Source organism: Curtobacterium sp. 18060 (assembly GCF_902706105.1).
GTDB lineage: Bacteria > Actinomycetota > Actinomycetes > Actinomycetales > Microbacteriaceae > Curtobacterium.
In genome coordinates, this window is sequence record NZ_CACSJV010000017.1 from 1 (window position 1) to 14,301 (window position 14,301).

Annotated in this window: 16 protein-coding genes and 1 pseudogene; 2 read left to right on the forward strand and 15 right to left on the reverse strand. The window is 72.0% G+C overall.

The features are described 5' to 3' along the window. From GVL05_RS10010 to GVL05_RS10080, 15 genes and pseudogenes are all read right to left on the reverse strand, one after another. Positions 1-650 (reverse strand): annotated as a pseudogene (locus GVL05_RS10010) (hypothetical protein); the annotation flags it as partial. Continuing rightward, positions 647-1,381, reverse strand: coding sequence for a C40 family peptidase (locus GVL05_RS10015; protein ID WP_159573065.1), 735 nt, complete (start codon positions 1,379-1,381; stop codon positions 647-649). The gene GVL05_RS10015 and the pseudogene GVL05_RS10010, both read right to left, overlap by 4 nt. Continuing rightward, entirely contained in the window at positions 1,378-1,809 is a 432-nt protein-coding gene (locus tag GVL05_RS10020; RefSeq protein WP_123292724.1) for a flagellar FliJ family protein, read from the reverse strand. Before GVL05_RS10020 ends, GVL05_RS10015 begins: the two co-directional genes overlap by 4 nt. Next, a complete protein-coding gene (locus GVL05_RS10025; RefSeq protein WP_159573066.1) occupies positions 1,809-3,152 on the reverse strand; it encodes a FliI/YscN family ATPase in 1,344 nt (447 codons plus the stop codon). Before GVL05_RS10025 ends, GVL05_RS10020 begins: the two co-directional genes overlap by 1 nt. Beyond that, complete coding sequence (locus GVL05_RS10030; RefSeq protein WP_131920274.1) at positions 3,149-3,811, reverse strand: hypothetical protein; 663 nt, start codon at positions 3,809-3,811, stop codon at positions 3,149-3,151. Before GVL05_RS10030 ends, GVL05_RS10025 begins: the two co-directional genes overlap by 4 nt. Continuing rightward, the gene (fliG, locus tag GVL05_RS10035) at positions 3,804-4,862 is read right to left on the reverse strand and encodes a flagellar motor switch protein FliG (protein WP_132100467.1); all 1,059 of its coding nucleotides are present in this window, start codon (positions 4,860-4,862) and stop codon (positions 3,804-3,806) included. Before fliG ends, GVL05_RS10030 begins: the two co-directional genes overlap by 8 nt. 8 nt (positions 4,863-4,870) lie before the next feature. After that, positions 4,871-6,544: a flagellar basal-body MS-ring/collar protein FliF gene (gene fliF / locus GVL05_RS10040; protein ID WP_131879951.1), complete on the reverse strand. Its 1,674-nt coding sequence runs from the start codon at positions 6,542-6,544 to the stop codon at positions 4,871-4,873. Next, positions 6,544-6,879, reverse strand: a complete 336-nt coding sequence (gene fliE / locus GVL05_RS10045) for a flagellar hook-basal body complex protein FliE (RefSeq protein ID WP_123338355.1) — start codon at positions 6,877-6,879, stop codon at positions 6,544-6,546. The genes fliF and fliE overlap by 1 nt, the downstream gene beginning before the upstream one ends. Further along, positions 6,879-7,274: a flagellar basal body rod protein FlgC gene (locus tag GVL05_RS10050; protein WP_235035933.1), complete on the reverse strand. Its 396-nt coding sequence runs from the start codon at positions 7,272-7,274 to the stop codon at positions 6,879-6,881. Before GVL05_RS10050 ends, fliE begins: the two co-directional genes overlap by 1 nt. After that, positions 7,271-7,615 carry a flagellar basal body protein gene (locus tag GVL05_RS10055; protein WP_123292719.1) on the reverse strand — a complete coding sequence of 115 codons (345 nt, stop codon included), beginning with the start codon at positions 7,613-7,615 and terminating at the stop codon, positions 7,271-7,273. The genes GVL05_RS10050 and GVL05_RS10055 overlap by 4 nt, the downstream gene beginning before the upstream one ends. Before the next feature lie 219 nt (positions 7,616-7,834). Then, complete coding sequence (locus tag GVL05_RS10060; RefSeq protein ID WP_159573067.1) at positions 7,835-8,191, reverse strand: hypothetical protein; 357 nt, start codon at positions 8,189-8,191, stop codon at positions 7,835-7,837. Continuing rightward, positions 8,181-8,654 carry a flagellar export chaperone FliS gene (gene fliS / locus GVL05_RS10065; protein ID WP_123671835.1) on the reverse strand — a complete coding sequence of 158 codons (474 nt, stop codon included), beginning with the start codon at positions 8,652-8,654 and terminating at the stop codon, positions 8,181-8,183. Before fliS ends, GVL05_RS10060 begins: the two co-directional genes overlap by 11 nt. 10 nt (positions 8,655-8,664) lie before the next feature. Then, positions 8,665-10,065, reverse strand: a complete 1,401-nt coding sequence (gene fliD / locus GVL05_RS10070) for a flagellar filament capping protein FliD (protein WP_123671884.1) — start codon at positions 10,063-10,065, stop codon at positions 8,665-8,667. A gap of 92 nt (positions 10,066-10,157) precedes the next feature. Then, the gene (locus GVL05_RS10075) at positions 10,158-10,997 is read right to left on the reverse strand and encodes a flagellin (RefSeq protein ID WP_181437623.1); all 840 of its coding nucleotides are present in this window, start codon (positions 10,995-10,997) and stop codon (positions 10,158-10,160) included. Between the two features lie 117 nt (positions 10,998-11,114). After that, entirely contained in the window at positions 11,115-11,933 is an 819-nt protein-coding gene (locus GVL05_RS10080) for a sigma-70 family RNA polymerase sigma factor (RefSeq protein WP_123938152.1), read from the reverse strand. 455 nt (positions 11,934-12,388) lie between these two features. Here GVL05_RS10080 and GVL05_RS10085 point away from each other — a divergent pair, with 455 nt between their 5' ends. Together GVL05_RS10085 and flgK are read left to right on the forward strand one after the other, a co-directional pair. Beyond that, a complete protein-coding gene (locus GVL05_RS10085) occupies positions 12,389-12,874 on the forward strand; it encodes a flagellar protein FlgN (protein WP_159573068.1) in 486 nt (161 codons plus the stop codon). A gap of 4 nt (positions 12,875-12,878) precedes the next feature. Then, on the forward strand, positions 12,879-14,300 hold the full coding sequence (flgK, locus tag GVL05_RS10090; protein WP_159573069.1) for a flagellar hook-associated protein FlgK: 1,422 nt from the start codon (positions 12,879-12,881) through the stop codon (positions 14,298-14,300). Position 14,301 lies beyond the last annotated feature (1 nt).

Sequence of the window (14,301 nt, forward strand, 5' to 3'; positions counted from 1 at the left end):
GGGATGTCCGACGCCGGTGACGGTGCGGACCCGTCGGTGGGATCGGCGGTCGTGCCTGGCGCCGGTACGGCGGCGGATGCGACGGACGCCGTGGTGCTGGCCGACGGTGCCGTCGTGGTCGGCAGCGGGACCGCGGCCCCCGTGGCAGTGGCAGCCCCGGTGGCAGCGGCGAGGACGGGAGCAGAGGTCGTCGGCGTGGTCGCCTCCGGGGCGGGCGTCGGGGCCACCGTCGTCGCGGTGACGACCTGCGCCGTCGGCTCGGGCGCGGTCGACGTCACCGGTGTGACCGTCTCGGCAGGGGTCACCACGATCGGAGCGACCGGGGCAGGCACCGTCCCGGCGAGTGGGAGCGGGAGTGAGAGCGTCTGGGCCTCCCCAGCGGCAGCGGCCGAGCCGTCAGCGGCAGCCGCCACGTCCGTCCCGGTGGCGGTCGTGGCAGCGTTCGGCGACGTGGTCGAACCGGTGTCGTCGGCTGCGCGGGAGTCGTCCCGGCGCGCCGGTGCACGCTCACCGGCACGACGATCGGTCGCGGCGGCCGCGGACAGGGCGGCGTCGAACGAACCGGCACCGCCGGGGTCGGACGTGGCGCGGGCGGGCGGAGCGCTGCTCGCCGGAGCGGGCGCGGGCTGGGTGGCGATGGTCAGGCTCATGCGGCGCTCCCGGTCTGCATCATGGACAGCAGCGCGGCGGTCTGCAGATCGGTGGCACTGCTCGCGGCCGTGGTCGCGGTCGTCGCCGGGGTGGCGGACGCCTGGGCCGGCACGATGCGGCGGATGGTGGCGATGTCGGCGTCGGAGTACCAGTTGTCGACGATGCGGACGTCCTTGCCCGGGCGCGGCGCGTGCAGCACCTTGCCGTCGCCGACGTAGATGACGACGTGGCCCTCGCCCTTCGGGATGATCAGGTCGCCGGGCTGTGCGTCCTTCAGGGAGCCGACCTCGACGCCCATCTTCGCCTGGTCCGGCACGACCCGCGGCATGGTCACGCCGAGGTCCTTGAACACCGTCTGCACCAGGCCCGAGCAGTCCATGCCGGCGGTCGTGGTGCCGCCGAACACGTAGGGCACGCCGAGGTACTTCTTCGCGTCCGCGACGACGTCGGAGCCGGTGGCGCCGCTGCCCGTCGCGAGCGTGCCCGCGCCGGCGTCGACGGACGTGGCGGGCGCGCTGCTGGTGGCCGCCGCAGCGGCGGTAGCAGCGGTCGCGGTCCCGGTGCCGGTGTTCCCGGTCGCCGTGGCCAGGGCATCGGCGAAGGCGCTCGACGAAGCTGCCGACGACGCCGTGGACGACGACGCAGCCGTCGCGGATGCCGAGCCACCGCGCAGGGTGTCGATCTGGGAACGGATCTCGGAGATCCGGGAGAGCACCGCTTCGACGCTCATCGGGCACCACCTTCCGTGCGGCGTCGTGCCGCGATCTCGTCGAGGGCGTTCTGTTCGGTGCGGAGTTCCTCGGCGGCCTGCTCGGCGGCGTGCTTGCCCTCGAGCTTCTCCAGGCCGACCGCGGCACGTCGTGCGGCGGTGTACTCCTCCTGTGCCCGGTCGGCGTCCGCGCGGCGGGTCCGGACCACGGCGTCGAGCTCCTCGAGCATCCCGCGGGTCGCGGCACGCGCAGCGGCGACGGCGCTCAGGGTCGCGGCGTCCTCGATCGGCTGTGCGCCCTCGGCGTCGGCGAGGCTGCGGCGCGCGGCGATCCGGGCGTCGGCGGCATCGCGCACGCGCTCGTTCGCGGTGGCGAGCGAGGCAGCGGCGCGGTCCTGTTCGGTGTGCCGCAGGCGCAGGAGCCCCGCGAGCGGGAACCGGCGGGCCATCACGACACCCCCAGCTGCTGCACGAGACCGCCGAGTCGCTGCCAGGACGCGTCGGCGGTCGCCCGCTCGTCCATCCCCTGGCGCAGGAACGCGTCGATCGCATCCTGGTGGTCGACGGCGGCGTCGACGAGCGGGTTCGAGCCGCGCTGGTACGCGCCGACGTCGAGCAGGTCCTGGGCGGCGGCACGTGCGGCCATCACCTTGCGGAGGGTCGTCGCGGCACCGCGCTGCGCCGGGTCCGTCACCTTCGAGGCCACACGGGACACCGAGCCGAGGGCGTCCACGGACGGGAAGTGCCCGGTGATCGCGAGCTTCCGGTCGAGCACGACGTGACCGTCCAGGATGCTGCGGGCGGCGTCGGCGATCGGCTCGTTGTGGTCGTCGCCGTCGACCAGCACGGTGTACATGCCGGTGATGCTGCCGACGCGGTCCGTCCCGGCACGCTCGAGCAGCCCGGCGAGCACCGAGAACGTCGACGGCGGGTAGCCCCGGGTGGCCGGCGGCTCCCCCACCGAGAGCCCGATCTCACGCTGCGCCATCGCGACGCGGGTGAGCGAGTCCATCATGAGCACGACGTCCTGGCCGGCGTCGCGGAACGACTCGGCGATGCGGGTGGCCATGAACGCGGCGCGCAGGCGCATGAGGGCGGGCTCGTCCGAGGTCGACACGACGACGATCGAGCGGGCGAGGCCCTCGGCGCCGAGGTCGTCCTCGAGGAACTCGCGCACCTCGCGGCCACGCTCCCCGACCAGTGCGATCACGTTGACGGCGGCGTCGCTCCCCCGAGCGATCATCGACAGCAGCGAGGACTTGCCGACACCGGAGCCCGCGAAGAGCCCCATGCGCTGGCCACGGCCGACCGTGGTGAGGGTGTCGAGCACCCGCACGCCGAGCTGCATCGGGGTGTCGATGCGGGTGCGTGCCATCGCGTTCGGGGTCGCGTGGTCGAGCGGCACCCAGTCGACGGGCTCGCCACCGGCACCGACGAGCGGTCCGCGGTCGTCGATCGGCCGGCCGAGCCCGTCGAGCACACGGCCGAACAACCCGGCACCCGTCGGCACGAGCACCGGCCGGCCGGTGGGGCGTGCGGGGGTGCCGGCGGTCACACCGGTGAGGCGTCCGAGGGGCATGCAGCGCACGCCGGTGGCGTCGGTCGCGACGACCTCGACGGCGGTCTGCACGCCGTCCTCCGGTCCGACCATGACGACCTCCCCGACGTGGGCGTCGAGCCCGGCGATCGTCAGCCCGAGGCCGACGGCGCTCGTGACTACGCCGACCCGCTGGGGTGCAGCCTGCCGCAGGGCGTCGTCGAGCCCGCGCGGGCGGAGCAGCGTGGCGGTCACGCGGACACCCCCTGCAGCTCGACACCCAGTGCAGTGCGGGCACGGTCGAGTGCGGTGGCGATCCGGGCGTCGAGGATGCCGTCCGGCAGGTCGACGACGGCGTCGCCGTCCCGCAGCGCGGGGTCCGCGACCACGGGCACCGGCAGGTCGACGTCGGCGACGCGGGCGGCATCCGCCGGGCTGAGCCGGACGGCCACCGGCACGCTGCGGTCGATGGACGCGAGCGCCCGCCGGACGGTGGTCTCGGCACCGGACGTGATCCGCCCCTCCCGTCCGTCATCGGTACCGACCGCCGGACGGGAGGCACGGATCTCGTACCCGACGATCGCCTCGGCCAGGTCCGTGGCCGCGCTGGCGACGGACGCCTCGGCGTCACTCAGGACGGGCGCGACCGTGGACAGCATCGCGTTCGTCGCGGCGTCGAGGACGGCGATGCGGCGGACGGTGTCCGCGCGCAGCGACGCGGTCAGCGCGGCGTGCTCGGCCTGCAGGCGGGCGCGCAGGGCGTCCGTCTCGGCCTGTGCGGCGCGGAGTCCCGCGGTGTAGCCGGCGGCGTGGCCGCGGACGTCGGCACCCGACGCACGGTCGGTCGCGGCGGCGGTGCCGATCGCGGGGAAGGCGATGCGCTGCACGGTGCCGGCGGTCGTGGTGTCAGTCAACGAGCTCGTCCTCCTCGGCACGGTGCACGGTGATGACGCCCTGCGCCTCGAGCTCGCGCACGGAGCGGACGACCTCGGCGCGGGCCTCCTCGACCTGCGAGACGCGGACCGGGCCCATGGCCTGCAGTTCGTCGTCGAGCAGCGAGCGGTTGCGCTCGGACACGTTCGCGCGGATCGTCTCGACGACGGGTCCGGCCGCACCCTTCATGGCGGTCGCGAGGAGCTTCGAGTCGATGCCGCGCAGCACCTGCTGGATGTCGCGGGACTCGAGCTTCACGATGTCCTCGAAGGTGAGCATGCGCGAGCGGATGTCCTCGGCGAGTTCCGGGTCGCGGGCCTCGAGCCCGTCGAGCACGGCCTTCTCGGTGGCGACGTCGGAGCGGTTGATGATGTCGACCAGGGGCGCGATGCCGCCGACGACCTCGACGCTCTCGCGCGGCGACACGACGGCGCCGGCGCGCTGCCGCAGGACACCGGCGACGATCCCGACGGCCTCCGGGGTCGCGCTGCCCATCGTGGCGAACGCCTGCGCGACGTCGGTGCGGACGCGCTCGTCGACACCCGCGAGGACGGCGCTCGCCTGACCGGGCTTGAGGTGTGCCAGGACGAGGGCGATGGTCTGCGGCAGCTCGCCCTCGAGCAGGGTGATGACCTGCCCGGGCTCGGCGTCGTCGAGGAAGTCGAAGGACTGGCCGGCGAGGTTCGAGGCGAGCCGGTCCATCACGCCGGCGGCGCGCTCGGCGCCGAAGGACGCCTCGAGCAGCCCGAGCGCGGTCTCCTTGCCGCCGCGCTTCTGCAGTCGGCCGCTCATCGTGATCCGGTGGAACTCCGACATGGTCTGGTCGACGACGGTGTCCTCGACGCGGCGCATCCGGACGATCTCGGCCGAGATCTCCTCGGCCTCCATCTCGGTGAACTGCTTCATCACCTCGGCCGCGCGGTCGGTGTCCATCTGCATGAGGATGAGCGCGACCTTCTGGGCGCCGGTCAGCGCTCGGTCGTTCGAGCCCTTGCCGGTGCCCGGGCCGTTGCCGTTGCTGCCGCTCGGCATCAGGGCGCTCACACCGGTGCCCGGTCGTCGAGGAGCCCGCGCAGGAGCTCGGCCGTGCGCTTCGGGTCGCGTTCGGCCAGCGCGGAGATGTCCTGACGGCGGCGCTCGGCCGTGATCTCGTCGGTCGTCAGCACCTCGGTCGGCGGGTCACCGGCGGGCATCGTCGACAGCACGGCAGTGGGGGCGTCGCCGGCACCGAGGGTCGCGCGGTCGGCGGCGCCGTCCATCGCGAGGGGCAGCTGGAACGTCTCGCCGGCGAAGGCGTCGAGTTCGCCGAGGTCGACGGCCTCGCGCTCCTGCTTCCGGCTGCGACGGGCGATGACGAACATGACGGCGATGAGCGCGAGCAGGATGCCGATGACGATGCCGGCGGTGCGGATCGACGACCACAGGGCTTCCTGCTGGTCGGCCTTCTGCTGCGCCTCGAGGGCCTTCGCGGCCTGGTCGGCGCCGCTGGTGTCGAAGTCCATCATCGCGACCTTGACCTGGTCGCCGCGGTCCTGGTCGACACCGGCGGCGGCCGACACCAGGTCGTTGATGCTCTGCAGGTTCGCGTTCTGCACGGCGTCGGCCTTCGAGTTCAGCGCGACCGAGATGGTCTGCCGGTCGAGGGACCCCGAGGGGATCTGCGTGGTCTCGGTGGTGTGGTCGACGGCGTTGTTCTTGGTCGCCGACTCGTTGGTGTAGCCGTCGTCGCCGGTGCCGCTCGTGGCGGTGCCGTTCGGCACGGCGATGTTGTCCGGGCCGAGGACCCCGGTCGCACCGCTCGACGCGCCCGCGGCGCCGGAGCCGTACTGCTCGGTGGTGCTCGACTCGTTGAGCGCGACCGGACCGGAGGTCGGTGACGTGTAGCTCTCCGACGTCCGGGTGCCGGACTCCTGGTTCATCGTGCCGGAGACCACGACGGTCGCGTTGCCGGCGCCGAGGGTGGTGTCGAGGAGGTCCTGGATCTTCTTGCTCGTCGCGGCGTCGTAGTCGGCGGCCTGGTCGGCGCCGCTGCCGGTCGCACCGGTCCCGACGGCGGACAGGGTCTGCCCCTTGGCATCGACGACCGAGACGTCGGTGGTCTGCATGCCCTCGACCGAGGCGCTGGTCAGGTGCACGATCGCCTGCACCTGGTCGGTGCTCAGCTGCGTGCCGTTGTCGGTGGCGATGAACACCGACGCCGTCGGGTCCTTCTCCTCGGACACGAACACGGACTTCTCCGGGATCGCGAGCTGCACGGTCGCGGTCTGCACGCCGTCCATCGCGCCGATGGTCTTGGCGAGCTCGCCCTCCATCGCCCGCTTGTAGGTGACGTCCTGCTGGAACTCCGAGCTCGTCACGCCCATCTGGTCGAGCAGGGAGTAGCCGCCCTCGTTCGACGACGGCAGCCCGTTCGAGGCGGCCTTGAGACGCTCCGAGTACACCTGCGCCTGCGGCACCAGGATCGTCGCGCCACCGTCGGTGAGCTGGTACGGCACACCGTCGGTCTGCAGCTGGTCGGTGATGGAGCTCGCGTCGGCGGCGGCCAGCCCGGTGAAGAGCGGCGCGTAGGACGCCTTGCCGAGCCACGACGCCAGGGCGATCCCGCCGAGCACGAGCGCGGCGATCACCAGGATCGCGATGGTGCGCTGGGCGGCGGAGAAGCCCTTCACGTACGCGGACAGGCGCGCGAAGACGTTCTTGACGGCGACGGGCATCAGGCCTGCATCCTCATGATCTCGTTGAACGCGTCGACGCCCTTGTTGCGGACGGCGGAGACGAGCTCGAGCGTGACCTGCGCGCGGGTGGCGGCGATGGTCGCGTCGTGGATGTCGTCGAGGTTGCCGGTGACGGCCTTGAGCGCGAGGGTCTTCGAGTCGCTCTGCAGCGCCTGCAGGCCGTCGACGGCGTTCCCGAGGCTGGCGGCGAACCCGCTGCCGTCGGTGCTGGTCGCACCGGCGGTGCCGGTGACGTCGCTGGAGGTGCCGGACACACTGGTCAGTGCGTTCGTCATCGCGTTGGTGGTCACACCGTTGACGGCGTCGATGGGCATCAGTTCTTCCCGATCTGCAGTGCCGCCTCGTAGGCGGTCTTGGCACGGTCGACCACGGCGGCGTTCGCCTGGTAGCCGCGCTGGGCCATGATGAGGTCCGCCATCTGCGTGCCGAGGTCGATGTCCGGCATGCGGACGTAGCCCTCGTCGTTCGCGAGCGGGTTGTCCGGGTCGTAGGTCACGCGGCCGGCGGCGCTGCCGAACGCGGCGCCCTTGACGTAGGCGCCGGACACGCCGTTGCCCTCCTGGACCTCGACGTAGCGGGCCTGGAACGCGGTGTCGTCCATCGACTTCACGGTGTTCGCGTTCGCCATGTTGTCGGCGACGGCGTCGAGCCACTTGCGGTGCACGGTCATGCCGGTGCTCGCGATGCCGATCGCGTCGAAGGTCGTCACGAGTTCGTCCGCATCGCCGCACGGACGCTCGTGAGCTCGGAGTTCATCGCCTGCGTGGCGAACTGGTACCGGAGCACGGTGTCGACGTTGGAGAGCGTCTCCTCGTCGAGGTTGACGTTGTTGCCGTTCGTGTTCGTCGGCTCGAGGCTGCGGGCGACCGTCGGCGCGGTGTTCCCGCTGCCGTCGGTGATCGACTTCGCCAGGGCGTCCTCGAACTGGACCTTCTCGGCGTGGTAGTTCGGCGTGTTGATGTTCGCGATGTTGTTCGCGATCACCTTCTGGCGCATCGACAGGCCGTCGAGTGCGCTCTGCAGCGCGACGCTCGTCACGGAATCGAACACGGTGGTCCCCTCGTCAGGCGTCGCCCGTGGGACGTCGCCGTGCGGTGGTGGCCGATCCGTGGCCGAACTGGTGAGCGATCCGTGCTCGTGTGGCGCTATCGGTGCCCGTCCCCGGCCGCGTTAGCCCTCGCCCCGAACGGGGGTGGCACCACTTCTGCGACAGACCACTCGTCGAACGACGCGTGCTTCGTCGCGGAACAGGTGTGGCGGGAGCGACGGTCAGGCGGACGCGTCGAGGTAGACCGCGCCACGGGGCTCGCGGGTCGCGTCGACCGCGCGCAGCGCACCGAGGTGCTCGAGCGTCGCCCGTCGGTCCGACTCCAGTTCCGCGATGCGGTCGCGCTGCGCAGCGAGCAGCCGGGAGGCACGCCCCACCAACTCGCGCGGCACCGGACCCAGCCCGGCCGGCTCCGACCACCCCACCACGGCCGTGGGGTCGGCCGTCTGTCGGGCGGCGTCGTGCTCCAGGGAGTCGAGCAGGGCCTCCCAGGCGAGGCGGTGGTCGACCTGCTCGGGCGACGGTGCCGGTTCAGGCGACGGTGCCGGTTCAGGCGACGGTGCCGGTTCACGCGACACCGAGGGCTCCGCCCGTCGGCTGCTGGCGGGCCGGCGTCGCCGGCAGCGACGCGGCAGCGTCGTGCCACGACTGCCGCAGGGGTTCGAGGATCCGGATGCAGTCGCGCGTCGCCTGCACGTCACGGTGCACGTTCGCGGTGATGAGGGACGTCGACGCGTAGTTGTAGACGGCGAGCAGGCCCTCGCCGCCGTCCCAGACGTCGATCCGCAGCGTGGACGACAGCTCGCCGACGATGGCCTGCGCGTGCAGCAGCTGCTCGCGGGCGGCGTCCCAGTCGGCGCTGGTCTGTGCGGCCTCGGCGCGGTGCAGGTCGAGCAGCAGCCGGTCGTAGAGCATCGTGACGAGCTGCGCCGGGGTGGCCGACAGGACGGCCTCGTTCGTGTACTGGGCGCGACGCTGGTCGGTCACGGTGCGGGGCTGCGCGGCCTGGCGGAAGGCGGCGGCCTGGAAGTCGAAGGTCATGGTGATCCCGTCAGCTCGTCGTCGCCGCGAGCTGGCTGGCGAGCCAGCTGGACTGGGACTGGAGCTTGCTGAGGCTGGTCTCGAGCGACGAGTACAGCGTCTGGAGCGATGCGCGGCGCATCGTGAGTCGGTCGGTCCAGCTGTCGATCTGGGTGTTGAGGTCCTTGGCGACCGCCTGCTGGCCGGTGATCGTCGTGGTGATGGACCCGTCGTACTTGTCGGACGCCGCGGTGGCGGCGGCACCGACGTTCGCGGCGACGCCGGACAGCATCGCCTGCGTGCCCTCGGGGTCGGTGGCGAGGGCCTTCTGGAATACCTCGGCGTCGAAGGTGAAGCTGCCGTCCTTGGTGATCGAGATGCCGATCGACGACGGCGACTTCCCGCCGACGGGCGCCGACATGGTGCTGCCCAGGCGCTGCACGGCGTCGCGCGTGGTGCCGTCGCCCATCAGGACCCCGGCGGTCGTGGTCGTCGACCCGCTGGTGGCACTCGTGCTGCTCGTCACCGCGGTGTTCGTCTTGTAGTAGGCCGAGACCGCGTTCATCGCGTCGACGAGTCCGGACGCCACGGACTGGGCCTTCGTGGTGTCCTGCGCGACGCCGACCGTGACCGGGTCCGTCGAGGCCCTCGACACGGTGACGCTGAGCCCGGGGACCAGGTCGGTGAACGTGTTCGTCGCGCTCGTGATCGTCTGCTCGGCGGCGGTGCCGGCCCACAGCGTGACGCTGGCGTCCTTCGCCTGGGCGACGACCGCGGCGCCGACCTCGGTCAGCACGTTCGTCGCGGTGCCCGCGGTCACCTGGTCGGCGGTCCCCCGGTACACCTCGAAGCCCCCCGCGGCCCCGGTCTTGGCGGACGTCAGCTGCAGCCGGTAGAGCTTGGTGCCGTCGGCGGCCGCACCCGCGGCGACCTTCGTGGCGGTGACGCCGGCCCCGGACTTGTTGATCGCCGACACCGTGTCGTCGAGGGAGCCCGACGACGGCGTGACGGTGGTCTTCGTGCCGTCGGCACCCACCAGGGTGATCGGTTCGGCAGCGGCCGACCACGTGGACATCGCGGCGGTGACCCCGACCTGGGCGGACGCGGTCGAGCCGACGCTGAACGTCAGCGACCCGGCGCTCGCGTTCGTGCCGGTGACGGCGGTGACGCCCGACGACGAGCTCGTGGCCGTGAACAGGTCGAGCGAGGTCGCCTTGGCGGCGTCCTTCGCCTTGGTCGCGAGGGCCTGCACCAACCCGTTGATCGTCTGCAGTGACGAGATGAACGAGTTGGTGCTCGTGAGCTTGTTCTTGAGCAGGGTCTGCGGCACGCCTTCGACGCTCATCAACGAGTTGATGAGGTCGGTCGTCTTGAGCCCGCTGACGAGCCCGTCGATCGCGAGGCTGGTGCTCGAGGACACGGACGATGACATCGTCGACACTCCCTGGCGTCGTGGGGATGGTCAGGAGGGCGACGCCGCCTCCCGGGAAGCCTGAACGATCCCGGAAGGCGGCGTCGTGGGTGCTAGCGCAGGAGCGAGAGCACGCCCTGCGTGCTCTGGTTCGCCTGCGCGAGCATCGACGTGCCGGCCTGGCTGAGGATGTTGTCGCGCGTGTACTTGACCATCTCCTCGGCCATGTCGACGTCGGTGATGCGCGAACCGGCAGCGGTGAGGTTCTCCTTGGCCACGTTCGTCACGTTGATGGCGTGGTCGAAGCGGTTCTGGACAGCACCGATGCTCGAACGTGCCGAGGACACGTACTTGATCTGCTCGTCGATCGCGGTGATGGCGGCCTGAGCGTTCGTCGCGCTGTCGAAGGTGAGGGCGCCGACAGCGGTCGACACGGACTCCACGTTGGACTTCGACAGGTCGACGTCGATCTGGCTCGCCGCGTCGCCGTTGGCGCCGACCTGGAACTTCAGGACGCCTGCGGTGCCGGCGGAGCCGTCGAGCAGGTTGATGCCGTTGAAGTTGGTCGACTGCGAGATGCGGGTGAGCTCCTTGGTGAGCTCGCCGACCTCGGTGGTGATCGCCTTGCGCGAGTCCTCGTTGTTCGAGTCGTTACCGGCCTGGACGGCCAGGTCGCGCATGCGCTGGAGGATCGAGTGGGTCTCGGTGAGGCCACCTTCAGCGGTCTGCACGACGGAGATGCCGTCCTGCGCGTTGCGGGCGGCGACCGTGAGGCCACCGACCTGGGACTTCAGCCCCTCGGAGATCGACAGACCGGCCGCGTCGTCGGCAGCACGGTTGATGCGGAGACCCGACGAGAGCTTCTCGAGGGACTTCGACAGGTCGTTCTGCGTCGAGTTGAGGTTCCGGTACGTGTTGAGTGCCGAGAGGTTGGTGTTGATGGACATACCCATGGTGGTTTCCTCCGTGAATGCTGGGTCGTACTACAGCCCGTCCGTGGGCTGACGTGGATGACTCTCGACCGGGTGCCGGGAGTCGTTAGGGAATCGACGGAAATACCCGTCGATGGTTCAGCTCGCCGCCACGGCGACCGGCGCGGTCGCGTCGTGGACGGCACGTGCGACGCCGGCGGCGGCGTTCGACGCGACGCGTGCGAGGTAGGCGCTCCGGCGGGCCGCGGTGGTGCGCGAGGCGGGTTCGGCGGCGGCACCGCCGTCGCCGTAGTGGGCGGCCAGTCCGTCGCGGAGCAGGCGCATCGCCTCGGAGCGCTGCTGCGAGACGGCGGAGTGCGTGATGCCGAGTTCCGCGGCGACGTCGGTCACCGAGCGGTCCCCGAAGTAGACGGCCTCGACGACGAAGCGCATCCGCTCGGGCAGTGCCTCGACGGCTGCGCGCAGGTAGCGGCGCTTCTCGGTCTCGAGCAGGTCGTCGCCGGGCAACGGCAGGTCGGCGGCGACGAGGTCGTGCACGGTCTCGTCGAGCGGCGCGACGATGCGGGCCGCGTCGCTCATGGCGTCCGAGGCGGTCTGCCGGTCGACGCCCATCGCGTCCGCGATCTCCTGCACGCCGACGCTCCGGCCGAGTCGGGCGGACAGGGCCTCCTGCGTGGCGAGGGTCTCGCGGATCCGCTTCCGGGTGCCGCGGGACGCCCAGTCGGCCGAGCGCATGTCGTCGGCGAGGGCTCCGGCGATCCGGGTCCGGGCGTAGGCGCCGAAGGGGACGCCGAGGGTGGGGTCGAACGCGTCGGCAGCGGCCACGAGGGCGAGGGAGCCGACGGCGGCGAGGTCGTCGCGGTCCAGGTGCGTGGCACGGGAGCGGACGTCGGCGACGATGTAGCCCACGAGCGGGAGGTGCTCCACGATCATCGCGTTGCGTGCGGTGCGGTCCATGCTGATCCCCTGATCGACCTGACGTGACTGTCTCGACTCACCCGTCCCTGGGCACGACGGACGCCGGCCTCGGATGGCCGGTGCGTACGCCGAAGACCCGCCCGGTTCCCTCCGAGCGGTGCACCCCGCGCCCCTGTGGCGCGGTTCGAGGTCGCCCTCGTGGTGCGTTCTGAATGTATCGGCTGGCAATGTCCTGAACAGGGGTTCATCCGTCCCCAGTGCGGGGGCATTCGCGGTGTTTCCCGGTCGGCATTTGGGGGGACCCAGCGCGTAGAACGACCGTTTCCGTCCCCCGGACGGGGTGCGTTTCCCGATTGTCCGGGAGGCCCGGGGGACGTCCGCCTCGCAGGTCACGTCCCCCGCCGCTTACGACCACCGCCGTCGGGTCGATAGGTCTCGGTGTCCGCCGGATGGTGGACCCGAACACCCGACGACGACCCACACGGGAGGAGCTGATGAGCGTGAACGACCTGTCCGCCGTGCTCTGGCGCGAACGCGAACTGCTCGAGCTGCTCACCTTCAAGCTCGAGGAGGAGCAGCTCCTGCTCACCGCGGGCCGTTCCCGTTGGGTGTCGCACGCCAGCCGCGAGGTCGAGCAGGTCCTCGAACGACTCCGCAGCACCGGACTCGAGCGCGCCGCGTCGAGTGCCGAGGTCGCCGAGGAGTGGGGCGTCCCCGCCGATGCACCCCTGCGCGACGTCGTCGCCGCAGCGCCGAACGGCCCGTGGGGCGAGATCCTCGCCGCGCACCTGACCGCGATGGTCGAGCTGACCACCCAGATCGGCGCCCTGCGCGACGAGAACGACCGCTTCCTGCGCACCGCCGCCCAGGCCACCGAGGAGACCCTCGCCGGCACCGTGACGACCGCCGCGACCTACGACGCCTCGGGCATCTCCGGTCCCGGCTCCGACGGCGCTCGCCTGTTCGAGGGGACCCTGTAACCCCGTGGTCAGCACCTTCGGCTCCCTCGCCACCGCGTACTCCGGCCTCGCCGCGGCCCGCGCCGGCATCGACGTCACCGGCCAGAACATCGCGAACGCCGGCACCGCCGGGTACACGCGGCAGCGCGTCACGCAGAACTCGATCCCCGCGACGCAGACCGGGTTCATGCGCGGCACCGCCGCCCTCGCCGGTCAGGGCGTCTCCGTCGACGGCATCGCCCGCCTGGCATCGCTGACGCTCGACGTCGGCGTCCGGGTCGCCGCGGGGTCCTCCGCCTACGCCGATGCCCGTGCGACGGCACTGTCCGCCCTCGAGACCGGCCTGCACGAGCCCGGCAAGGACGGCCTGAGCGCCAAGCTCGATGCCTTCTGGTCGTCGTGGAGCGAACTCGCCAGTCACCCCGACGACCCGGGTGCCGCCAGCGCCGTCCTCGGCGCAGCGGGCACCGTCGCCTCCGCCCTGGCCGCCGGGTCGAAGGCCGTCGACGCGCAGTGGTCCTCGGTCCGGGGCACCGCGGCCGGCCAGGTGACCCAGCTGAACGACGCCGCGAAGCAGGTGGCCGACCTGAACGGGCGGATCCGCACCGCACTGGCCTCCGGCGGCAACGCCAACGAACTCCTCGACCAGCGCGACCAGCTCACCGAGCAGATCGCGACGCTCGCCGGCGGGACGACCCGCACCAACGCGGACGGCACGGTCGACGTGCTGCTCGGCGGCAACCCGCTCGTGCAGGGCACCGATGCCCGCGCCGTCGCCCTCGGCGGCGGCGAACGCCTCGCCGACGGCGCCGCGGTCACCCTGACCTGGACCTCCGGCAGCGCCGGCGCGGTGTCCCTGAGCGGCGGGTCGATCGGTGGCGCCCTCGCCGTCCTCGCCCCGGCGAACGGGAACGGCACGGGCGGCGCACTCGCCCAGGCCGCCGCGTCCTACGACACCGTCGCGACCCAGCTCGCAGCGACGGTCAACGCCGTGCACGCCACCGGCACGACCCCCGCCGGCACCACCGGCACCGCGTTCTTCGCCCTCGCGGCGGGCGTCCCGGCAGCGCAGGGCCTGTCGGTCGTCCCGACGGACGGCAGCGGCCTGGCGACGCGGAACGCGGCGGGGCAGCTCGACGACTCGTTCGCCGACGCGCTCTCGCGACTCGGCACGGGCCCTGGAGCCGCCGACACGACCTGGGCGACGTTCGTGGCGGGGGTGGGCACCGCCTCCCGGTCGGCCGCGACGGAGTCGACGCTCACCGGACTCGCCCTGACCAACGCGCGCACCCAGCAGCAGTCGAGCGCCGGTGTCGACCTCGACGAGGAGAACGTGAACCTGCTGAGCTACCAGCACGCGTACCAGGGCGCGGCACGCGTCCTGACCGCCGTCGACGAGATGCTCGACACCATCATCAACCGCGTCGGACTCGTCGGGAGGGGCTGAT